Origin of the sequence: Thermomonas hydrothermalis (assembly GCF_900129205.1) — a bacterium.
Classification (GTDB): domain Bacteria; phylum Pseudomonadota; class Gammaproteobacteria; order Xanthomonadales; family Xanthomonadaceae; genus Thermomonas; species Thermomonas hydrothermalis.
In genome coordinates this window covers 13113-34733 of record NZ_FQUK01000012.1, presented here as the reverse complement: position 1 = coordinate 34733, position 21621 = coordinate 13113, and the positions used below count along the sequence as shown (strand labels likewise).

Below are 21621 nucleotides of genomic sequence, written 5' to 3'. Positions count from 1 at the left end.
GTCTTCCGACAATGACCGCGACCTTCAAGACCAGGCCGTGCCCCATGCGCTCAAGCTTCGCACACTTCCGCAATGCCCTGAATGTCCTGGTTGTCGCCACTGTGATGCAGTTGGCAACCGGCTGCGCCAGTGTGCCGCCGCCGGCGGCCGAGCTGGGCACCGCACAGCAGGCGCTGGCCCGCGCTGAGGCGGCCGACGCCGACCAGTACGCGGCCGATGTCCTGGAGACCGCCCGACAGGCCCTCCAAGCGGCACAAGTGGCAATGACGCGCGGTCGCAACGAGGAGGCCCGCGATGCCGCCGTGAACGCGGCGACCGCCGCCGATCTGGCCTGGGTGCGCAGCAGCACCGCGCGGGTACGTGCCGACTGGCAACAAACCACACAGTCATTAGATGCCTTGTACCGGCAGCTGCAAATCGCCGCCCCGCCGCCGCCCGAGGATCCGCTGGACATTCCGCCGGTGGCGGGGAGCCCCGCCCAGCGGTTGCAGGCGCTGGAAGCCGATGCCCGGCTCAACGCCTATGCCCAGTACGAGCGCTTGCAGGCCCGGCAGGCGCTGGCCACGCTGGACACGGTGCCGCGCAAGGCGCTGCCAGCGGCACTGGCGCGCGCCCAGCAACGGGTGGAGATCGCCGAGCTGGCGGCGCGGGTGGAGGCCGCCCGACGCGAGCTGGAACGGATGCAGCAGACGCGCAGCGAGCTGCTGCTGGAGGCCAGCCGACGCGAGGCCGAACGCGCCCGACTCGAAGCCGAGCGCGCCCGCTTGCAGGCGCAGGTACAGGCGGAGGAAGCCGAGCGTCTGCGGCAGCAGGCGCAACAGGCCGAAGCCGCCCTGGGCGGGGCGCAGGCAGAGGAGCAGGCCAAGGCGGCGGCCGCCCGCGCACGTGAAGCTGCGCTGGCGCGTAAGGAAGCCGAGCTGGTGGCCGGTGCCAAGTTGCCGCCGATGCAGCAAGACGCCCGCGGGGAAGTATTCATCCTCGCCAGTAACGCCTTCGTGTCTGGTCAGGCCCGACTGACGCCGACCGCGGCGGCCAGCCTCAAGGCGCTGGGGCTGTATCTGGCGGCGCTGCCGGAGCGCACGGTGCAGGTGATCGGCCATACCGACAATCAGGGAACTGCGGCCGCCAACCGCAGCCTGTCCGAGCGGCGCGCCCAGCAGGTTCGGGCGGCGCTGGTGGCCGCCGGGGTGGCGCGCAGCCGGATCAGCGCCGAAGGGCGCGGGGCGGATGCGCCGGTGGCCGACAACCGCACGGCGGCTGGGCGGGCGAAGAACCGGCGGGTGGAGATTGTGGTGACCATCCCGGCACCCGCTGATAACGCCCGTTGAGAGCGAGTCGGCCGGGGCGGTCAGGTCAGTCTGGGTGACGAAAAATTGCGTAACAAATTGATCTTATTGGCTTTGCTCTAGACGTGTTCCGGTCGGAACGGGGTTGAGCGCATTCAGGATGAACATATTCAGGCCGCCGCTTCCGCGGATGCGCCCGGTGCTTGCCAAGCCGATGCGGCAGGCGTAGCGTCGGTATCCCGGGGGTGTGTTCAACCCCCGGCCGGAGACCGGCCGATGCACGTGCGTTCCGTTTCCCAGGTTCGGGCCTTGCCCGGTGTCCGCGCCGCCGTTCGGCGCCGGGCACGGCGCGGAATGGCGCAGGACACGGTCGCCTTTGCTGCACGTTGTTGTATCGAGCCACGCCCCGTGCGCCTGCGCCGGGGCGTTTTGTCATCTGCGCCCGACCCAACGCCCGAACGGGCGCAGCGCCTTTTGCCATCCGCATGGCGGGTGGCAGTCAGCCGGCAGTCGCAACGCTGCCGTTCCCCCTGCCGCGCCCGGCTTGCTGGCTGGGTGCGGTGTCATGTGTCGAGTCAGGAGGTTCCCCATGTTCGAAGGTCAGCCGCAGGCGGAAATCGAGGCACTGATGAAAGCCAATCCGGAGTTCCGGCAGCTTTATTACCGGCACCGGGAACTGAATCAGAAGGTTCTAGATGCGGAACTGGGCGTGCTGCCCATCGATGACAGCACGCTCAGCCAGATGAAACGTGAAAAGCTGGCCACCAAGGAGCGTTTGCTGCAGATGTACGAGCGCGCGCACTGATACGTCGCCACAGGCGCGTGGCGCCATGGATGGCGCCAACCTGGCCGGCAGGTCATGCCGGTATTCCAGAATGCCATGGCCACGCTCTCGGCCAGATGGTTGGGAGCAAGCGAATTCCAGCGAGTTGGCGCCCTTTGCTCTGCCGGGTCGTTGCTAGAATCCGGGGCTGCACAAGACCATACGCCCCGCATGGCCATCCACGATTCCATTCTCGATCTGGTCGGGCAGACACCGATCATCCGGGCCCATCATCTCGACACCGGCCCCTGCACGCTCTACCTGAAGCTGGAAAGTCAGAACCCGGGCGGGTCCATCAAAGACCGCATCGGGATAGCGATGATCGAGGCCGCCGAAAAGCGTGGCGATATCAAGCCCGGCGACACCCTCGTGGAAGGCACCGCCGGCAATACCGGCATCGGGCTGGCACTGGCGGCACAGCAGAAAGGCTACAGGTTGATTCTGGTCGTGCCCGACAAGATGTCGCGCGAGAAGATCTTCAATCTCAAGGCGATGGGCGCGCAGGTGGTGCTCACCCGCAGCGATGTCGCCAAAGGGCATCCGGAGTATTACCAGGACTTGGCGGCGCGCATTGCGGCTGAGACGCCGGGGGCGTATTTCATCAACCAGTTCGGTAACCCGGACAATCCGGCCGCGCACGAGTTCGGCACCGGCCCGGAAATCCTGCAGCAGATGGCCGAGGTGGGTGGCCTGGATGCCATCGTGTTTGGCTGTGGTAGTTCCGGCACCATGACCGGGCTGTCGCGCTGCTTCGCTGTGCAGTCGCCGCACACCGAGCTGGTGCTGGCCGATCCGGTCGGTTCGATTCTGGCCGACTACATCAACCACGGCACGCTCAGCGACAAGTCGGGCAGCTGGCTGGTGGAGGGGATCGGCGAGGATTTTTTGCCCTCGATTGCGGATTTCAGTCGGGTTCGCAAGGCGTATGCGATCAGTGATCGGGACAGCTTTCTGGCAGCACGCGAGCTGCTCAGGAAAGAGGGCATCCTGGGCGGATCGTCCACGGGCACGCTGCTGGCGGCCGCGTTGCGCTACTGCCGCGAGCAGACCACGCCGAAGAACGTGCTGACGTTCGTCTGCGACACCGGCAATCGCTATCTATCGAAGATGTACAACGACTACTGGATGCTGGACAACGGCTTTCTCGAGCGCACCCAGTACGGCGATCTGCGTGACCTGATCCTGCGGCCGTTTACCCAGCGCGACACCGTGGTGGTCGGCCCCAACGATCCGCTGATCATCGCCTGGCAGCGCATGAAGCTGTACGACATCAGCCAGTTGCCCGTGCTGGACGGTGAACGCATCGTCGGCATTCTCGACGAGTCCGACATGCTGTTGCACGTCTATGGCGACGAGGCGCGTTTCCGCGATCCGGTGTCCAGCGCGATGGTGCGCAAGCTTGATCTGGTCGATGTGCGTGCGCCGATCGAGGCGCTGCTGCCGGTGTTCGACCGCGGCCATGTGGCCATCGTGATGGAGGGTGACCGGTTCTTGGGGCTGATCACCCGGATCGACCTGCTCAACTATCTGCGCCGCCGGGTGCAGTGACCGCCACTGAAGAAGGGTTCTGCATGAGTGACAACGCGCAACTGAGGCCTGGCACGCTGGCCATCCACGGCGGCCAGTCGCCGGATCCGTCCACTGGCGCGGTGATGCCGCCGATCTACGCCACCAGCACCTACGCGCAGTCCAGCCCGGGCGTGCATCAAGGCTTCGAGTATTCGCGCACCCACAATCCCACCCGCTTCGCCTACGAGCGTTGCGTGGCATCCCTGGAAGGGGGCAGCCGCGGCTTTGCGTTTGCCTCGGGCTTGGCCGCGCTGGCCACGTTGCTGGAGCTACTGGACAGCGGCGACCACGTGGTGGCGATGGATGATCTCTACGGCGGCAGTTATCGCCTGTTTGAGCGCGTGCGCCGACGCAGCGCCGGGCTGTCCTTCAGTTTCGTCGATTTGACCGACCCAGCCGCGTTCGAGGCGGCGATCACCCCGAAGACAAAGCTGGTGTGGATCGAGACGCCTACCAACCCGCTGCTGAAGATCGTCGATATCGCTGCGATCGCCGCGATCGCAAAGAAGCATGGTGTGTGGGTGGCGGTGGACAACACCTTCGCCTCGCCGATCCTGCAGCGCCCGCTGGCGCTGGGGGCCGACATCGTGATGCACTCGGCCACCAAGTATCTCAACGGCCACTCCGACATGGTCGGCGGCATGCTGGTGGTCGGCGACAACGCCGAGCTGGCTGAGCAGTTGGCTTTCCTGCAGAACTCGGTGGGCGCGGTGCAGGGGCCGTTCGACAGCTTTCTCGCCCTGCGCGGTCTCAAGACCCTGCACCTGCGCATGCGCGCCCATTGCGACAACGCGCTGGCGCTGGCGCAATGGCTGCAAACGCAGGATGCGGTGGCTGAGGTGATCTACCCCGGTCTGCCCGCGCATCCCCACCATGCGCTGGCGGCGCGACAGATGGCCGGCTTCGGCGGCATGCTCTCGATCCGCCTCAAGGGTGGCTTTGCGGCCGCCAAACAGTTCTGCGAGCGTTTACAGCTGTTCACCTTGGCCGAATCATTGGGCGGTGTCGAATCGCTGGTGAACCATCCGGCGGTCATGACCCATGCCTCGGTGCCGCCCGAGCGCCGCGCCCGGCTGGGTATTGGCGATGAGCTGGTGCGACTGAGCGTGGGCGTGGAGGACGTGAACGATCTGCAGGCCGATCTGGCGCAGGCGCTGGCCCGGTGAGCCCGGGCGCAGGGCAGACCATGCCGGGGCGGTGACAGGCATGCGCGGCGGTAATCGCGATCGCTGGCAGATGGTGTGGTTGGCCTGGCAGCTGGCCCGGCGTGACTGGCAGGGGCGCTACCGTGGTGCCCAGTTCGGTGCCCTGTGGGCATTGTTGACGCCGCTGCTGATGCTGGCGGTGTACCTGCTGGCGCTGGGGCCGTTGCTGCAGGGCCGCTGGCCGGGCGTGCAGGGCTGGCCTGCACTGGGCCTGATGCTGTATTCCGGGCTGGCCGTGCACGGTCTGTTTGCCGAATGTCTGGCGCGTGCGCCGCAGCTGGTGGCGGCACAGCCCGGCTATGTGCGCCGCGTGCGGTTTCCGCTGGCATTGCTGGCCTGGCCGGCCTTGCTTGCGGCGCTGGCCCAGTTCGCGATGCAGCTGCTGGTCTTGCTGCTGGTGCTGCCGTTTGTGCACGGGATGAGCCTCACCCTGCTGGCACTGCCAGTGGTGCTGCTGCCGATGGTGCCGCTGCTGCTGGCGGTGCTTTGGGCAGGTGGCGCGCTGGGGGTGTATCTGCGCGATCTCGGGCAGTTGGTGGCGCCGGTGTCCACCGTCACCTTGTTTCTGTCCTCGGCGCTGGTGCCGCTGCATGCCGTGCCGCTCCCTTGGCGCTGGCTGTTTGCGATCAATCCGCTCACCCCGATCATCGACCAGCTGCGGCGCGTGCTGTTCCAGGGGCTGTGGCCGCAGTGGCCGGTGTTGTTGGGGTATCTGGTGTTGGCGTTGCTGCTGGCGATTGCGGCGCGCCTGCTGTTCAATCGTCTGCAGCCGGGGTTTGCCGATGTCGTCTGAGTTGCTGCTGGCGGCGCACGGGCTGGGCAAACGCTACCTGCTGGGCGCGCGCCCCTGGCAGCAGCTCTGGGCGCAACTGAGCGGGCGGGACTACGGCACACCGTTCTGGGCGCTGCAGGCGGTGGATCTGACCCTGCAGCGTGGCGAATCGGTGGGCATCATCGGCCGCAACGGGTCGGGCAAGTCCACCTTGCTGCAGCTGCTGGCCGGCACCCTGCGGCCCAGTACCGGGACGCTGCAGGTGCACGGCCGGGTGGCGGCACTGCTGGAGCTGGGCAGTGGCTTCAATCCCGAGTTCACCGGGCTTGAAAACGTGCGGCTCAATGCCGCGCTGCATGGCCTGACCCGGGCCCAGGTGCAGCAGCGGCTGGACCAAATCCTGGCCTTTGCCGATATCGGTGAGTTCATCCATCGGCCGGTGCGCACGTACTCCAGCGGCATGCTGGTGCGACTGGCGTTTGCGGTGATCGCCCATGTCGATGCCGACGTGCTGCTGATCGACGAGGCGCTGGCGGTGGGGGATGCCTTCTTTGCCCAGAAGTGCATGCGCTTTCTGCACGCGTTTCGTCGCCACGGCAGCCTGGTGCTGGTCAGTCACGACATTGCTGCTGTCAATGCACTGTGCGAGCGCGCCCTGTGGCTGGAGCAAGGCCGGCCGCGCCTGCACGGGCCGGCGCGTGCGGTCAGCGAGGCGTATCTGGAATCGCTGGTGGCCGAGCGCGAAGGGCAGGGTGATCGTGCGCCGATGCCTGTGCCGGCTGCCGTGTCGGTTCCTGACGACGCCGACGATGTGCGTCAGGCCCAGTTTGCCCAGGGCCCGTGGTGCAACCGCATCCAGGTGCCGGTGTTCGATCCGGCGCGCGATCGCGGCTTCGGTGAGGGCAGCGCCCGGCTGTGCGATGTCGCCCTGCTGGATTCCAGCGGGCGGCGGCTGACCCACGTGGTCGGCGGTGAGCGGGTGACGCTGCTGATCGAGGCCGAGGCGTTGCAGCCGCTGCACGCGCCGATCATCGGCTTTTATCTGAAAGACCGGCTCGGCCAGCTGCTGTTCGGTGACAACACCTACCTGACCACCTGCCAACAGCCGCTCACGCTTCCGGCCGGGGCGCGTTACCGGGCCCGGTTCACCTTTCGCATGCCGCGTTTGCAGGCGGGGGATTACATGTTCGCCATCGGTCTGGCCCGCGGCACCCAGGCCGAGCACGTGATCCAGCACTGGTCACACGAGGCGCTGATGCTGCATGCCGAGGGTCAGGGGCTGCCCACCGGCATCCTCGGCCTGCCGATGCTGGACATCGCCCTGGAGGCGCTGGATGGCTGAGCCGCAGCGGCTGCCATGGCGACTGCCCGTGCCTGCCGGCGGGGTTCATCGCGGCGGCTGGTATCTGCTTTCGGGTCAGAGTGCGGGAAGCGGGGTGCTAGCGCGGCTGTGTCTGCGCGTGGAGGATGCCGGCCCGCCGTGTCCGGAGGAGGCCTGCGTGCCGCTGCCGCCGATGCGGCGCGATGGTCGCTGGCAGGCGCTGGTGCGGTTGCGGATGGACACCCACGGGCTGGTGCTGGCGGCGCTTGCGGGTGCCGATGTCAGCGTGCAGGCGGTGCAGTGGCGGCAGATCGGCAAGTTGTCGGCGGGTCTGGCCATGCTGCGGCATCTGGCCATGCAGGCGGGGGTATCGGAAGCATTTGGATGGCTGGTTGGCGTGCTGGCCCGGCTGCGCCGTGGGGCACGGGTGGCTGGCGACTGGGCGTACGCCCGCTACCGCCAACGTCTGGGCGGGACGCTGTCAGCGTATGCCGGCTGGCTGCTGGCGCGCGCACTGGCACCCGAGCGCACCCCGCAGGCCCGGGCCGCACGCCTGGCCGGGTTGCGTACCCGGCCTCTGGTGTCGATCCTGCTGCCGGTGTACGACCCGCCACTGGCATGGCTGCGGGCCTGTCTGGACAGCGTGCTGGCGCAGGACTATCCGGATTGGGAGCTGTGCATTGCTGATGACGCGTCCACCCAGCCCGAGGTGCGCGCCTTGTTGGCGGAATACGCCGCGCGCGATCCCCGCATCCGGGTGGTCTGGCGCCCGCACAACGGCCACATCGTCGCGGCCAGCAACAGCGCCCTGGCGCTGGCGCGTGGTGCCTGGGTGGCCCTGCTCGATCATGACGACCTGCTGGCGCCGCAGGCCCTGCTGGAGATGGTGGCAGCGGCGGAGGCACATCCGCACTGGCGCATGCTGTATTCCGACGAGGACAAGATCGATGCCGACGGGCAGCGCTTCGACCCGTACTTCAAACCCGATTTCGACCCGGCGCTGCTGTTGGGGCAGAACTGCATCGGCCATCTGGCGCTGTACGACCGCGACTTGCTAGACGCCGTAGGCGGGTTTCAGGCCGGCATGGATGGCAGCCAGGACTGGGATCTGGCGCTGCGCTGCGTCGAGCGGCTGTCGCCTGGACAGATCGGCCATGTTCCGCAGGTGCTCTACCACTGGCGTGCGCATCCCGGCTCCAGCGCGGCGCATCCGCAGGCCAAGGCATACGCCACGGCTGCTGCCTGTCGGGCGGTGCAGGCGCATTTGGCGCGTACCGGCCAAGCGGGCGAGGTGATCGCGATCGCGCCGGGCCGCTTGCGGGTACGGCGTGCCTTGCCGTCGCCGTTGCCGTCCGTGTCGCTGATCGTGCCGACCCGCGACCGGCTGGATCTGCTGCGCCCCTGCCTGGAGGGAGTCTTGCAGGGCACCGACTATCCGGCCCTCGACGTTTGGGTGGTGGACAACGGGTCGTGCGAGCCGGAGACCCTGGCCTATCTGGCGCAGCTTGCGCGTGATCCGCGGGTGCATGTGCTGCGCGATGGCGGCCCGTTCAACTATTCGGCGCTCAACAACCGGGCTGCGGCGCAGGCGCGCGGTCAGGTGCTGTGCCTGCTCAACAACGACATCCAGGTGCTGGCGCCCGATTGGTTGCGGGAAATGGTGGCCGAGGCGCTGGTGCCGGACGTCGGCGCGGTCGGTGCGCTGTTGCTGTATCCGGACGGGCGGATCCAGCACGCCGGCGTGATGTTGGGAATCGGCGGGGTGGCGGCGCATCCCTGGTGCGGTTGGCCGGTCGACTGCGAAGGCCAGATGGGCCGGTTGCGGCTGGTGCACTCGCTGTCGGCGGTCACCGGTGCCTGTCTGGTGGTCCGCCGGGACGTGTTCATGGCCGTGGGCGGGCTGGATGAGGCGTTGGCGGTGGCCTTCAACGACGTCGATTTCTGCCTGCGCCTGCGCGCGGCCGGCTACCGCAACGTGTGGACCCCGCACGCTCGTCTGGTGCATCGAGAGTCGGCCAGTCGCGGCCCGGATACCCACCCGGAGCGGTACCAGCGTCTGTTGCGCGAGGCCGCGCTGATGCGTGCGCGCTGGGGCGCACTGCTGGAGGATGATCCGGCCTACAACCCCAATCTCAGCCTGGATGGCGAGGCGTTTGCCTTGGCCGACCGGCCGCGCCCACGGGCATGCGGCCGGTACGGTGCGGCAGCGGGCTGATCAACCCAGCGCTTTTTCCAGTTCCGGGATGATCTGGAACAGGTCGCCGACCAGGCCGATATCGGCCACTTCAAAGATCGGCGCGTCGCCGTCCTTGTTGATGGCCACGATAGTGCCGGCGTCCTTGATGCCGGTCAGGTGCTGGATGGCGCCGGAGATGCCGATCGCGATGTACAGCTCCGGCGCGATGATCTTGCCGGTCTGGCCCACTTGCAGTTCGTTCGGCACGTAGCCGGCATCGACTGCGGCGCGCGAGGCGCCCACCGCGGCGCCCAGCTTGTCGGCCAGGCGGTAGATGATCTGGAAGTTTTCCGCCGAGCCCACGCCGCGGCCGCCGGAGACCACGCGCTTGGCGCTTTGCAGGTCGGGGCGGTCGGACTTGCCGGCCGCCAGGCCAACGAAGCGGGTGTGGCTGGGCAGGGGCACGTCCACCTGCGCGGCTTCCACCGCGGCATTGCCGCCGCGTGCGGCTTCCGGCCAGGAGGCGGTGCGCACGGTGGCGACCACGGTCTGGTCGGCCGGTGCCTGCACGGTGATGATGGCATTGCCGGCGTAGATCGGCCGCTTGAAGGTGTAGGCATCCTCCACCGCCATCAGGTCGGACACCTGGTTCACGCCTAGCCGGGCGGCCACGGCCGGCATCAGATCCTTGCCGAACGTGGTGGACGGGCCGAATACGTGGGTGTAGCCGGCGGCCAGTGCGGCCACCTGCGGCGCCAGCACCTGGGCGATCGGGTGGGCATTGGCCGGGTTGGCAACGGTCAGCACCCGCGCCACGCCGGCGATCTGTGCAGCCTGGGCGGCAACGCCGGCGGGGTCGGCGGCCAGCACGACGATGTCGATACGTTCCGGCGCTAGGGCCTGCGCGGCGCTGACGCACTTGGCGGTGGCAGGGTTGAGAGTGCCGTCGAGATGTTCGGCAACGATGAGAACCTTGGCCATTACAGGAGCCCCTTCTGCTTGAGCGCGGCCACCAGCTCGGCCGCATCCTTCACCATCACGCCACGGCTGCGCTTGGCAGGCGGGGCGTAGTGGAGGGTCTTGAGCGAATCATTGGCCTCCACGCCCAGCTCGGCGAGCGGGATGGTGTCCAGCGGCTTGGTCTTGGCCTTCATGATGTCCGGCAGCTTGATGAAGCGCGGCTCGTTCAGGCGCAGGTCGGTGGTGACCACCGCTGGCAGTTCGACCTCCAGCGTTTCCAGGCCGGCATCGACTTCACGCACCACCGTGGCCTTGCCGGCCTCGATGGTCAGCTTGCTGGCAAAGGTGGCCTGCGGGCGGCCCCACAGCGTGGCCAGCATCTGGCCGGTCTGGTTGGCGTCATCGTCGATGGCCTGCTTGCCCAGGATCACCAGATCCGGCTGCTCGCGCTCGATCAGCTTCAGGAAGATGCGCGCTGCGGTCAGCGGCTGCACCGCCGTCTCGGTGACGACGTGGATGGCACGGTTGGCACCCATGGCCAGGCCGTTGCGCAGATGCGCCTGGGCATCCGCCGGCGCGATGGTGGCGACCACGACTTCGCTGGCGATGCCCTTGTCGCGCAGGCGCAGCGCTTCTTCCAGGGCGATTTCGTCGAACGGGTTGGGCGACAGCTTGACACCGGCGGTTTCCACGCCTGAGCCGTCCGGCTTGACCTGGATGCGGACGTTGTAGTCCACCACGCGCTTGTAGCCGACGAGGATCTTCATCGTGTGAACGTCCAAAAGTGGGGAAAAAAGAACATCCGGCCAGCGGCCGGTGCGGCCATTTTAGCGGATACCGTCGGGCGACTGCCCGAACGTACAGTGAGGACATATCGCACAAGCGGCTAGAATGCGGGCTCCAATCGATCGTGCGAGGAACTGCCCGTGGCTTCCGCCAAGAGCAAGCTGTATCCAAGCGCCGCCGCCGCCCTGCAGGGCCTGATCGCCGATGGCCAGACCCTGGCCGTGGGCGGTTTTGGGTTGTGCGGCATCCCGGAGGCGTTGATTGCGGCGCTGCGTGACTCCGGCGTTCGCAACCTGACCGTGATTTCCAACAATGCCGGCGTGGACGGCTTCGGCCTGGGTCTGCTGCTGGAAACCCGGCAGATCCGCAAGATGATTTCGTCCTACGTGGGCGAGAACAAAGAGTTCGAGCGCCAGTATCTGGCGGGTGAGCTGGAGCTGGAGTTCAACCCGCAGGGCACGCTGGCCGAGCGCCTGCGCGCCGGCGGTGCCGGCATCCCGGCGTTCTACACCGCGACCGGCTACGGCACCGTCGTGGCCGAGGGCAAGGAAACGCGTGAATTCGATGGCCGCATGTACGTGCTGGAAACCGCGCTGAAGGCGGACGTGTCGCTGGTCAAGGCGTGGAAAGCAGACCATGCCGGCAACCTGGTCTTCCGCAAGACCGCACGCAACTTCAACCCGGTCTGCGCCATGGCGGGCAAGGTCTGCGTGGCCGAGGTCGAGCAGCTGGTGGAGATTGGCGAGATCGACCCCGACCAGGTGCACCTGCCCGGGATCTATGTCGATCGCCTGGTGCTCAATCCGCATCCGGAGAAACGCATCGAGCAGCGCACCGTTCGCCAGTCGGAGGGCAACTGAGATGGCCTGGACCCGTGAACAGATGGCCCGTCGCGCCGCCCAGGAGCTGGCCGACGGCATGTACGTCAACCTCGGCATCGGCCTGCCGACGCTGGTGGCCAACTACATCCCCGAGGGCATCAATGTCTGGCTGCAGAGCGAGAACGGCCTGCTCGGCATCGGCCCGTTCCCGACCGAGGACGAGGTCGATCCCGACCTCATCAATGCCGGCAAGCAGACCGTGACGGCGGTGCCGGGTGCCAGTTTCTTCGGCAGCCATGAATCGTTTGCCATGATCCGCGGCGGCCATATCGACCTGGCCATCCTGGGTGCCATGGAAGTCACCGACAAGGGCGACCTGGCCAACTGGATGGTGCCCGGCAAGATGGTCAAGGGCATGGGCGGGGCGATGGATCTGGTGGCCGGCGTGCAGCGCGTGGTGGTGCTGATGGAGCACACCACCAAGGCCGGCACGCCCAAGATCCTGCCGCAGTGCACCCTGCCGCTGACCGGCGTGGGTGTGGTCGATCGCATCATCACCGAGCTGGGTGTGTTCGACGTGACGCCGGAGGGTCTCAAGCTGGTCGAACTGGCCGACGGCGTCAGTTGCGACGAGGTGGCGGCCAAAACGGGCGTGCCGCTGCGCTAAAGATCGCGGAGCCACTGACGCTGACAGGCAAGCCCCTTCCGCGAATGTCCTCCGGCAGCGGCAATGCCACTGCCTCCCCCTTGATTTCGCTACAGGGGTTCGCCTATCGGCGCCCCTGCGCGTTTGCCCGCCTGCGTGAGATGCCGTCAATCAGGAAAAACCGCCTCTCGGGCGGCTTTTCCATGGGTCATCACATGTTCTGGTAGTTCGGCCCGCCGCCGCCTTGCGGCGCCACCCAGACGATGTTCTGGGTGGGATCCTTGATGTCGCAGGTCTTGCAGTGCACGCAGTTGGCAGCGTTGATCTGCAGGCGCTCGGCGCCGGGGTCGCCGACATACTCGTACACGCCGGCCGGGCAGTAGCGGGCCTCGGGGCCGGCGTACTGCTTCAGGTTCACCGCGACCGGGATCGTCGGATCCTTCAGCGTCAGGTGCGAGGGCTGGTCTTCATCGTGGTAGGTGTTGGACAGGAACACCGAGCTCAAGCGGTCGAAGGTGAGCACGCCGTCGGGCTTGGGGTACTCGATCTTCGGCTGCGTCGCCGCCGGTGCCAGGCAGGCATGGTCCGGCGTTTTCCGGTGCAGCGTCCACGGCGGCGTGCGGATGCCCAGCTTGGGCAGCAGCCACTGCTCGATGCCAGTCATCAAGGTGGCGACGGTGCGGCCCTTCTTGAACCACTGTTTGAAGTTCTTGGCCTGCAGCAGTTCTGCATGCAGCCAGCTACGCTCGAATGCGGCTGGATAAGCGGTCAGTTCATCCCGGCTGCGGCCTTCGCACAGCGCGGCAAAGGCGGCTTCGGCGGCCAGCATGCCGGTCTTGATCGCGGCGTGGCTGCCCTTGATCCGGCTGGCGTTGAGGTAACCGGCCTCGCAACCGACCAGCGCACCGCCTGGGAACACCGTCTTGGGCAGGCTGAGCAGGCCGCCGGCGGTGATGGCGCGGGCGCCGTAGCCGATCCGCTTGCCACCTTCTAAGTGCTTGCGGATCGCCGGATGGGTCTTGAAGCGCTGGAACTCCTGGAACGGGCTCAGCCATGGGTTCTTGTAGTCCAGCCCGACCACGAAGCCAATCGCGATCTTGCCGTCCTCGGCGTGGTACAGAAACGAGCCGCCGTAAGTGTCGGCATCCAGCGGCCAGCCAGCGGTGTGCACCACCAGCCCTGGCTGGTGCTTGGCCGGATCGGCCTGCCACAGCTCCTTGATGCCGATGGCATAGCTTTGCGGATCCTTGCCGGCATCCAGTTGGTAGCGGGCGATCAGCTGCCGGCCAAGATGGCCGCGCGCGCCTTCGGCAAAGATCGTGTAGTGCGCGTGCAGTTCCATGCCGCGCTGAAACTGGTCGGTCGGCTGGCCATCCTTGCCGATGCCCATGTCGCCGGTGGCCACGCCCTTGACCGCGCCGGTATCGTCGTAGAGCACTTCCGCCGCGGCAAAGCCGGGGAAGATCTCCACGCCCAGGGCTTCGGCCTGCTGGGCCAGCCAGCGCGTCACCGCGCCCAGACTGACGATGTAGTTGCCCTCGTTTTTGAAGCAGTCCGGCAGCAGCCAGTGCGGCGTGGCCTTGGCGCCGGTTTCATCGAGAAACAGAAACTCGTCGCGGGTCACGGCCTGCTTCAGCGGCGCGCCGCGTTCGGCCCAGTCCGGGAACAGCTCGGTCAGCGCGCGTGGATCCATGATCGCGCCGGACAGGATGTGCGCGCCGGGTTCGGAGCCTTTTTCCAGCACGCACACCGAGACCTCACGTCCGGCGTCGGCGGCCAGTTGTTTCAGGCGGATTGCGGTGGCCAGCCCGGCCGGGCCGGCGCCGACCACGACGACGTCGTAGGCCATGGATTCACGTTCGGCCTGGGTCGCGTTGTGTGCGCTCATGGGGCTCTCCTGTCGCGGGCCCGTGATTGTCCGGGCTTTGCCTGGTGGCGGCAATCAGTGCCGTGCCGGTCGGGGTGTTGGACGAGGCAGCAGGTGGCGTAAGCCGTGCCTGACGGGCGTTTCCTCAAGGCTCGTGGGTGGCCGCCTGGCCGGTCGCAAGGGCCCAGCCGGCGATGTCGTGCCCCAGCTTGCCTAGCGCCTGGCCGAAGGCGTTGACCAGGGCCGGGGCGTCCATGCTGGCCGCGGGCTGGCGCAGTGCGAAGTGGCGGCTGCCGACCAGGCGCATGTCGCGCATCCGCAACAGGCGGGCGGTGACGTCGATCTGCACGGCCGGGGCGCCGTCTTGCTCGGCCTGAAAGCGGGACAGTTCCAGCAACAGGCGGTAATCGGCCGCCATGCCGCTGTCCTGGTGCGCCACCGCGCCGATCCGGCCGCTGGCGTCTAGGGTCTGCAAGACCGTCTGCGTCAGCAGCGCCGGGGGCGGCAGCGCCCAGGTCACCCCCCGGTAGGGCAGCAGTTCGTCCTGGGCGGTGTGCACCAGCAGACGCCGGTCGTCCAGCACGGAGGGCGCCTGTGGCGGTGCCAGCGCCAGCGACCAGCTGACCTCAGGCCAGGCCGGATCGGGCGTGACCGGCACACTGGGCTGGTACATGGCCACGGGCGTGGCCGGGCCACCGAGCAGGCTGCTGCATCCGGGCAGCAGCACCAGCAGTCCGGCGGCGATCAGGGCAGGGAAAGCACCAGGACGGCTCATCGCGGGTCGTACTCCTTGGGCGCGTCGCGCCCCAGCAGGGCGCGGGCTGGGTTGCCTTGCAGGCGCTGGGTCAGTTGCCGCAGGTCGCGGGCCAGCCCGCGCAGTTCCACCAGGGTCGGTTCCACCTGGCTCAAGCCTTGGTGGGTGAAGGCGTTGATCGCCGGGCGGTTTTCGCTGATCAGCGCATCGGCATGGCCGGCCGCGGCATCCAGCTTGGCGATGGTGCCATCCAGCCTGTCCAACAAGGCGGGTAGGCGTTGCACCAGGCCGCGATCGAGCCCGGTCAAAGTGCCGTTGGCGCTGTCCAGGGTGGTTTTCAGCGCGGCGGTGGCATCGCGGGCATTGACGATCAGCTGTTCGATGTCCTGCCGCCGTGTGGCCAGGGCGGCGCTGGCCTGTTCCAGATTGGCCAGGGTGGCGTTGAGGTGGCGAATGTTGTCTTCGCTGAGCAACTCATCCAGCCGCGCCACCAGCCGATTGGCGCTGTCGGCCACGTTCTGCAGCGCCGACGGTTGGGCGCGGATGATGGCAATGTCGCTGCCGGGTGGCGGTTGCAGCGGCGCGGCATCCGGGCTGCCGCCGCTGAGCAGGATGAACGGCACGCCGGTGATGCCTTGTTGCGAGAGCTTGGCGCGGGTATCGACCCGGATCGGTGTATCCGCCTTGAGTTTGAGCAGGGCCAGCACCCGGCGCGGGTCGGCCGGATCCAGACTGAGCTTGTCCACGGTGCCGACGGCGATGCCGTTGTATTGCACGCTGCTGCCTTCGGTCAGCCCGACCACCGGTTCGGTGAAGACCACCAGGTAACGCTGCCAGTTGCGTTCGGCCCCGAACTTGGTGGCCCATAGCACGAACAGCAATAGCAACACGGTCACCAGGATGGCGAAGCCGCCGATCAGCACATGGTTGGCGCGGGTTTCCATCACTTGCGTCCTTGGTCTGAGGGCCTGGCCTGGTGGGCCACCTGCGCCGCCCGGCCACGTGGGCCGTTGAAATACGCCTGCACCCAGGGGTGGTCGAGCGTTTCCAGCACCGGCGGCGGCGCCACCGCGAGGATACGGCGATCGGCCAGCACCGCCACCCGGTCGCAGATGGCATACAACGTGTCGAGATCGTGGGTGATCAAAAACACGGTCAAGCCGAGGGCATCGCGCAGGGTGCGCAGCAGCTGGTCGAAGGCGGCGGCGCTGATCGGGTCGAGCCCGGCGGTGGGTTCATCGAGGAACAGCAGCGGCGGGTCGAGTGCCAGTGCCCGCGCCAGGGCAGCGCGCTTGCGCATGCCGCCGGACAGTTGCGTGGGCAGTTTGTCCAGCGCCTCGGCCGGCAGCCCAGCCAGCTTCACTTTGAGCAGTGCCAACTCATAGCGCAGCGAATCTGGCAGATCGGGGTAATACTCCTTCAGCGGCACCTGCACGTTTTCGCCCACGGTCAGCGAGGAAAACAGGGCGCCATCCTGAAACAGCACGCCGATGTTGCGCTGGATATGGCGACGTAGCACGGGATCGTCGGCACGCGCATCCACACCGAGGATTTCGATCGTGCCGCCGGCTGGCGTCAACAGGCCGAGCAGGGTGCGCATCAGCACGGACTTGCCGCTGCCGGATCCGCCGACCACGCCCAGGATCTCGCCGCGCTGTACGTCCAGATCCAGCCCGTCATGCACCACCTGCGTGCCGAAGCGGGTGGTCAGGCCGCGCACCCGGATCAATGGGGTCGGCGTCGCGCTCACAGGCCCATCTCCATGAACCACAGCGCGGCCAGCGCATCCAGCACGATCACCATCGAGATCGCCTGCACCACGCTGGCGGTGGTGCGTTCGCCCAGCGACTGCGCGGTGCCGCGCACGCGCAGGCCCTGCAAGCAGCCGATCAGGGCGATGACCAGTGCAAATACCGGGGCCTTGGTCATGCCGACCAGAAAATGCCGCAGTTGGAACGTGGCCTGCATCCGGTTCAGGAAGGCCGGTGCCGGAATGTCCAGCGCCAGGCTGGCCACCAGCAGCCCGCCCAGCAGGCCGGCCAGCATGGCGATGAAGGTCAGCAGCGGCAGCATCGCAAGCAGCGCCAGCAAGCGCGGCAGCACCAGCAGATCGACCGGATCCAGCCCGAGCACGCGGATGGCGTCCACTTCCTCGCGATTGACCATCATGCCGATCTGTGCGGTGAAGGCGCTGGCGGTGCGACCAGCCAGCAGAATCGCCGCCAGCAGCACGCCGAACTCGCGCAGAAAGGCGATGGTGACCAGCTCCACCACATAGATCGTGGCCCCGAAATCGGCCAGCACGGTGGCCCCCAGGAATGCGATCACCGCGCCCACCATCAGCGACAGCAGCGCCACCAGTGGCACGGCATCCAGCCCCACCTGTTCCATGTGATGGACGGTGGCAATCGGGCGGAACCGGCGTGGTTCCTTGAACAGACGCAGCAGTTTGACCAGCACCTCGCCAAAAAACCCGACCAGCCCAACCGTTTCGTCGATGCTGCGCGTGATCGCCTGCCCCAATCGTTCCAGCGCGGCCCGCAGGCCGGTTTCGCGCGGCGGCGGCGGACGGTCATCCTGGACGTTTTCGATGGCATTCACCAGCGGCTGGTGCTCATCGCGAAAACAGAACTGGGTGAAGTCCAGGCCGTGACGTTCGGCATACCGCAGCAACTGCAGCGCCCCCAGCGTGTCCAGACGTTCGACTGCACGCGCGTCGATGCGGGTGATCCCCGCCGGCACGGCGCGCAGCACGTCGCCGATCTCGCTGGCGTAGCGCAGCGTCCAGCGCCCGCGCAGACGCAGCATGGTCGGGGCGTCGTCTGTGACCTCGGCAGACGGCGGATGATGGTGAGGCGCCTGGTGCATCGCGGCCAAGCTTACGCAATGCCGTGGCGGCGGTGTGAAACCGGGGCCGGCATGTCATGCTTGCGCGATGCTGCCGCACACCCGTCACGAGCACGAGTCCTACACCGAACGCGTCGCCTTCGTGGTCGATCTGGCCACCCACTTGCATGCCTACGGGACGACCGCACAGCGCCTGGAAGGCGCGATCGTGGCGGTGGCGCGTCGGTTGGGCTTGGAGTGCCAGCCGTGGGTCAATCCCACCGGCATGATTCTGGCGTTCAGCGATCCGCGCCGGCCGCCCGGCGAAACCGACACCACCCGGGTGATCCGTCTGGTCGGTGGCGATACCAATCTCTACAAGTTGTGCGAAGCCGACCGCATCGCCGAAGACGTGCTGGCCGGGCGTATGCAGATCTCGGAAGGCCGTCAGGCGCTGCGCGCGCTGCAGCGCCTAGCCGGCCGGCGCGGGCGAACCATGCAAGTCATCGGGTTTGCCCTGGCATCGGCGGCGGTGGCCGGATTGTTGCGGCTGCCGTGGCTGGACATCGGGGTGGCCGCTGCAATCGGTCTGGTGATCGGTCTGCTCGATCAACTGGCGCAGGCACGCCCGCAGCTGGGCGAAGCATTCGAGGCGGTTTGCGGGTTGGTGGCCGGCGCAGTGGCGATTGCGGTATCGGTCTGGATCGGGCCGCTCAATCTCAACACCGTGATCATTTCCGCGCTGATCGTGCTGCTGCCTGGCATGGCGCTGACCAATGCGATGAACGAGCTGACCAGCCGGCATCTGGTGTCGGGAACTGCGCGCTTTGCCGGCGCATTGACCACCATTCTCAAACTGACCATTGGCACCGCGATTGCGCTGGCAGTGGCCGGGCTGTTGGGCATCGAACCGGCGGTGCGCGCCGCCCGGCCGCAGCCGGACTGGGTGGTTTGGTGCGCGCTGGCACTGGGTGCGTTTGCGTTTGCCGTTTTGTTTAGAGCGCACCGGCGCGATTACCCGCTGGTGATGGCGGCCGCGGCCGGTGGTTATCTGATTTCGCACTATGGCGGGGAATGGTTCGGCGCCCAGGCCGGACTGTTTCTGGCGGCGCTGCTGACCACGGCGATCGGCAATGCCTACGGGCGTGTGCGCAATCGCCCGGGTGCGCTGATCCGGTTGCCCGGCATCATCATGCTGGTGCCTGGGAGCGTGGCGCTGCGCGGCGTTATCACGCTGGTGCAGAGCCAGGATCTGGGGGCAAGTCAGGGGGCGGCGCTGGCGGCGCTCAACACCCTGATGGCGCTGCTGGCCGGGCTGCTGTTTGGCAATCTGCTGGTGGCCGCGCGCCGCAATCTTTGAGTATCAAAAGGCCCGGCAGGGAGATTCCGGCCCATCAGGCAAAAAAACACGCCGGCGCATGCGCCGGCGTGGGCGGATGATTGGCTTGGGGGCTGGCTTACTTCTGGATCAGGAACGATTCCAGCGTCTTGCCGGCGGCCAGTTCGGCGGCCAGCCAACGCGGAGGACGGCCGCGCCCGGTCCAGGTCTCGTTGGGGTTGGCCGGATTCTGGTACTTGGGCGGCACCTTGCCAGTGCTGCGGCGCTTGCCGGTACCCGCCGCCTTGCGCGGCTTGCGTGCTGCCGGGGCGGCCGCAGTGCTCTTGCCAAACAGTTCTTCAAAGGTCCAGCCGTACTGCTTGAGCACTTTGGCGACCGCGGCCTTGGCCTGGGCGGCAGGCTTGCGCTTGGCCAGGATTTTCTTGCGCTTGTTGGCGCGTGCGATCAGGGCGGCCAGTTCCTGCGGGCCGAGTTTTTCGATATCGATGGTCATGGTTGGACTCGTTAATTTGGGAAAATGGGTCAATATCCATTCCATGGATGCGCGAATCATACGCATTCGGCGCGCGCAAGCAAGCGATTGGTACTCCCGGATTCAACCGGGAGATACCATTCGCAGCGACACGGCACTGTGAAAAAAGCGGGCTAGCGCAATCGACGGGGGCGGCAAACCCCCGCCTCAGACCCCGGTGCGATGCGCGGGCCGGTATTTCAGCGCCCGAGCCGGGTCAACAAGGTGACCTTGTCCAGGGTTTCCGATGCGCTGGCCGTGCGCGCCCGGTATTCGTAGTGGCCCGCCTCCAGCCCGCGGGCGGACACCACCACCCGGTGCGGAATGCCAATCAGCTCGATGTCGGCAAACATCGCGCCCGGGCGCAGGCCGCGGTCATCGAGCACCGTGTCGATCCCGGCCGCCAGCAGCTCGGAATACAGTGCCTCCGCGGCGGCGGTCACGGCCGGGTCCTGTTTGGGATTGATGATGCAGACCGCGACCTGCCAGGGGGCCATCGCCTCCGGCCAGCAGATGCCGGCATCGTCGTGATTCTGCTCGATGGCGGCGGCGACGATCCGCGATACCCCAATGCCATAGCAGCCCATTGCGGGATGCACGGCTTTGCCGTGGGCGTCCAGCACGGTGCAGTGCATGGCTTCGGAATATTTGCGCCCGAGGGCAAAGACGTGGCCCACCTCGATCCCACGGGCGATACGCAGCACGCCCTTGCCGTCCGGGGAGGGATCACCCTCGACCACGTTGCGGAGGTCGGCGACTTCCGGTTCTGGCAAATCGCGGCCCCAGTTCACGCCGGCGATGTGGGCGCCAGGTTTGTTGGCGCCGATCACGAAATCGGCCATGGCGGCCACGCTGCGATCGGCGATCACCCGGATCGGTTTGCGGGGATTCAGCGGCCCCAGGAATCCCGGTTCGCTGCCCAGGTATTCCAGAATTTCTGCCTCGTTGGCCAGGCGATACTCCGCCAGCCCAGGCAGCTTGGCCAGCTTGATGGTGTTGACCATGTGGTCGCCGCGCACCAGGGCCAGGGTGAATTGCGGCTGGCCGTCCGGGCCGGTACCGATCACGGCGACCGATTTGACCGTGCGCGCCAGCGGAATCCCCAAAAGCGCCGCCACCTCCTCGCAGGTTTTCTGGGTGGGCGTGGCCACTTCGCGCAGCGGTTCGCTCGGCGCCGGGCGCGGGCCGGGGGCGATGGCTTCGGCCAGTTCGACATTGGCCGCGTAGTCGGAGGTTTCGCAGAATGCCAGGGCATCCTCGCCGGAGTCGGCCAGGACGTGGAATTCGTGCGAGGCGTTGCCGCCGATCGCGCCGGTGTCGGCCGCCACTGCGCGGAATCGCAGCCCAAGCCGGGTGAAGATGCGCGCATAGGTGTCGTACATGTTGCGGTATTCGGCCGCCAGGGACGCATCGTCGATATGGAAGGAATAGGCATCCTTCATCACGAATTCGCGTGCCCGCATCACCCCGAAGCGCGGCCGGATCTCGTCACGGAACTTGGTGGTGATCTGGTAGAAATTCAGCGGCAGCTGCTTGTAGCTTGCGACTTCCTGGCGGAAGAAATCGGTGACGGCCTCTTCCGCGGTCGGGGTAAAGCAGTATTCCTGATCTTTGCGGTCGCGCAGTTTGAGCAGTTGCGGGCCGAATTTTTCCCAGCGCCCGGTTTCCTCCCACAGCTCGCGCGGCTGGATCGAGGGCATCGCCATTTCGATGGCGCCGGCGCGGTTCATCTCCTCACGCACCACGGCCTCGACCTTGCGCAGTACGCGCAGGCCAAGCGGCGTCCAGGTATACAGGCCGGCGGCCAGCTTGCGGATCATGCCGGCCTTGAGCATCAGCTTGTGGCTGACGATCTCGGCTTCGGCGGGGGTTTCTTTTTCGGTATGAAGATGGAAACGCGACAGACGCATGGGGGACCGGCGGGCAACGGAAAGCAGGCATTGTGCCATGCCTGGCCTT

The 21621-nt window shown here is 67.1% G+C and carries 19 protein-coding genes; 10 read left to right on the top strand and 9 right to left on the bottom strand.

Annotation, left to right across the window (positions count from 1 at the left end):
- Positions 1-44 precede the first annotated feature (44 nt).
- The 7 genes from BUA29_RS04980 to BUA29_RS04950 all read left to right on the top strand — a co-directional run bounded on the left by BUA29_RS04980 (position 45) and on the right by BUA29_RS04950 (position 9191).
- Positions 45-1328, top strand: a complete 1284-nt coding sequence (locus BUA29_RS04980; protein WP_178137891.1) for an OmpA family protein — start codon at positions 45-47, stop codon at positions 1326-1328.
- A 547-nt stretch (positions 1329-1875) separates the two neighbouring features.
- On the top strand, positions 1876-2091 hold the full coding sequence (locus tag BUA29_RS04975; RefSeq protein WP_072755514.1) for an HP1242/YdcH family protein: 216 nt from the start codon (positions 1876-1878) through the stop codon (positions 2089-2091).
- A 189-nt stretch (positions 2092-2280) separates the two neighbouring features.
- A complete protein-coding gene (locus BUA29_RS04970) occupies positions 2281-3657 on the top strand; it encodes a pyridoxal-phosphate dependent enzyme (RefSeq protein WP_072755513.1) in 1377 nt (458 codons plus the stop codon).
- Positions 3658-3680: 23 nt separating this feature from the next.
- On the top strand, positions 3681-4844 hold the full coding sequence (locus tag BUA29_RS04965) for a cystathionine gamma-synthase (protein ID WP_072755536.1): 1164 nt from the start codon (positions 3681-3683) through the stop codon (positions 4842-4844).
- Between the two features lie 40 nt (positions 4845-4884).
- Positions 4885-5676 carry an ABC transporter permease gene (locus tag BUA29_RS04960; protein WP_084602355.1) on the top strand — a complete coding sequence of 264 codons (792 nt, stop codon included), beginning with the start codon at positions 4885-4887 and terminating at the stop codon, positions 5674-5676.
- Positions 5666-6997, top strand: a complete 1332-nt coding sequence (locus BUA29_RS04955; protein ID WP_072755512.1) for an ABC transporter ATP-binding protein — start codon at positions 5666-5668, stop codon at positions 6995-6997. Before BUA29_RS04960 ends, BUA29_RS04955 begins: the two co-directional genes overlap by 11 nt.
- Positions 6990-9191, top strand: a complete 2202-nt coding sequence (locus BUA29_RS04950) for a glycosyltransferase family 2 protein (protein ID WP_084602354.1) — start codon at positions 6990-6992, stop codon at positions 9189-9191. The genes BUA29_RS04955 and BUA29_RS04950 overlap by 8 nt, the downstream gene beginning before the upstream one ends.
- Here the strand turns inward: BUA29_RS04950 and BUA29_RS04945 are convergent, their stop codons facing one another.
- Positions 9192-10133 carry an electron transfer flavoprotein subunit alpha/FixB family protein gene (locus tag BUA29_RS04945; protein WP_072755511.1) on the bottom strand — a complete coding sequence of 314 codons (942 nt, stop codon included), beginning with the start codon at positions 10131-10133 and terminating at the stop codon, positions 9192-9194.
- Positions 10133-10879, bottom strand: coding sequence for an electron transfer flavoprotein subunit beta/FixA family protein (locus BUA29_RS04940; RefSeq protein ID WP_072755510.1), 747 nt, complete (start codon positions 10877-10879; stop codon positions 10133-10135). The genes BUA29_RS04945 and BUA29_RS04940 overlap by 1 nt, the downstream gene beginning before the upstream one ends.
- 159 nt (positions 10880-11038) lie before the next feature.
- On the opposite strand from BUA29_RS04940, the gene BUA29_RS04935 reads away from it, so the two are divergent.
- Positions 11039-11758: a CoA transferase subunit A gene (locus BUA29_RS04935; protein ID WP_425443766.1), complete on the top strand. Its 720-nt coding sequence runs from the start codon at positions 11039-11041 to the stop codon at positions 11756-11758.
- Position 11759: 1 nt separating this feature from the next.
- Positions 11760-12386 carry a CoA transferase subunit B gene (locus BUA29_RS04930; RefSeq protein ID WP_072755508.1) on the top strand — a complete coding sequence of 209 codons (627 nt, stop codon included), beginning with the start codon at positions 11760-11762 and terminating at the stop codon, positions 12384-12386.
- Between the two features lie 190 nt (positions 12387-12576).
- Here BUA29_RS04930 and BUA29_RS04925 read toward each other — a convergent pair whose 3' ends face one another.
- From BUA29_RS04925 to BUA29_RS04905, 5 genes are all read right to left on the bottom strand, one after another.
- Complete coding sequence (locus BUA29_RS04925; RefSeq protein WP_072755507.1) at positions 12577-14253, bottom strand: electron transfer flavoprotein-ubiquinone oxidoreductase; 1677 nt, start codon at positions 14251-14253, stop codon at positions 12577-12579.
- A gap of 124 nt (positions 14254-14377) precedes the next feature.
- Positions 14378-15007, bottom strand: coding sequence for an ABC-type transport auxiliary lipoprotein family protein (locus tag BUA29_RS04920; protein WP_072755506.1), 630 nt, complete (start codon positions 15005-15007; stop codon positions 14378-14380).
- A complete protein-coding gene (locus BUA29_RS04915; RefSeq protein ID WP_072755505.1) occupies positions 15004-15930 on the bottom strand; it encodes an MlaD family protein in 927 nt (308 codons plus the stop codon). Before BUA29_RS04915 ends, BUA29_RS04920 begins: the two co-directional genes overlap by 4 nt.
- Complete coding sequence (locus BUA29_RS04910) at positions 15930-16736, bottom strand: ABC transporter ATP-binding protein (protein WP_245770511.1); 807 nt, start codon at positions 16734-16736, stop codon at positions 15930-15932. Before BUA29_RS04910 ends, BUA29_RS04915 begins: the two co-directional genes overlap by 1 nt.
- A complete protein-coding gene (locus BUA29_RS04905; protein ID WP_084602353.1) occupies positions 16733-17854 on the bottom strand; it encodes an MlaE family ABC transporter permease in 1122 nt (373 codons plus the stop codon). The genes BUA29_RS04910 and BUA29_RS04905 overlap by 4 nt, the downstream gene beginning before the upstream one ends.
- 67 nt (positions 17855-17921) lie before the next feature.
- Between BUA29_RS04905 and BUA29_RS04900 the strand changes: the two genes are divergently transcribed.
- Positions 17922-19172 carry a threonine/serine exporter family protein gene (locus BUA29_RS04900; protein WP_072755503.1) on the top strand — a complete coding sequence of 417 codons (1251 nt, stop codon included), beginning with the start codon at positions 17922-17924 and terminating at the stop codon, positions 19170-19172.
- Positions 19173-19269: 97 nt separating this feature from the next.
- Here BUA29_RS04900 and BUA29_RS04895 read toward each other — a convergent pair whose 3' ends face one another.
- Both BUA29_RS04895 and BUA29_RS04890 read right to left on the bottom strand, forming a co-directional pair.
- Positions 19270-19644, bottom strand: coding sequence for an H-NS histone family protein (locus tag BUA29_RS04895; RefSeq protein WP_072755502.1), 375 nt, complete (start codon positions 19642-19644; stop codon positions 19270-19272).
- 218 nt (positions 19645-19862) lie between these two features.
- Positions 19863-21572: a proline--tRNA ligase gene (locus tag BUA29_RS04890; protein ID WP_072755501.1), complete on the bottom strand. Its 1710-nt coding sequence runs from the start codon at positions 21570-21572 to the stop codon at positions 19863-19865.
- Between the last annotated feature and the right edge of the window lie 49 nt (positions 21573-21621).